General features: G+C 51.8%; 1 pseudogene. It reads right to left on the bottom strand.

Annotated elements, in window-relative coordinates:
- A pseudogene (locus KVT28_RS27920) lies at positions 1-126 on the bottom strand (nucleoid-associated protein YejK); the annotation flags it as partial.
- Positions 127-311: the final 185 nt, after the last annotated feature.

Genomic DNA, 311 nt, shown 5'->3' with positions numbered 1-311 from the left:
CAAGGTGTCGCGCAGTACCAGTTCAAGCTGGTTTTCATCACGTTTAACTAACTGATGCAGGGCAATCTGGACGATATCCAGACTCATGGTAGACTCTCCTTTTAGCTCAGCCGCGTATTCAAACACCGCCCGCAGCCGCTTTCAACTGCCAGCACAAAGTGATCGCTCTGCTTGCGATAAAATTGCGGAAAAAAATGCGTTGTTACGGTAATCTACCGCCCTTTGACCCTACACGGCACGCCCGCAGGCCCTAATCATCCCGTTACAGTGACGAACGCGTGGAAAAGCTCCTCGCAGAGATGGCGCAGATT

Source organism: Pantoea sp. GbtcB22 (genome assembly GCF_019091025.1).
GTDB lineage: Bacteria > Pseudomonadota > Gammaproteobacteria > Enterobacterales > Enterobacteriaceae > Pantoea > Pantoea leporis.
Note: the sequence above shows the minus strand (reverse complement) of the source record. Positions and strands in the feature narration are given on the sequence as shown.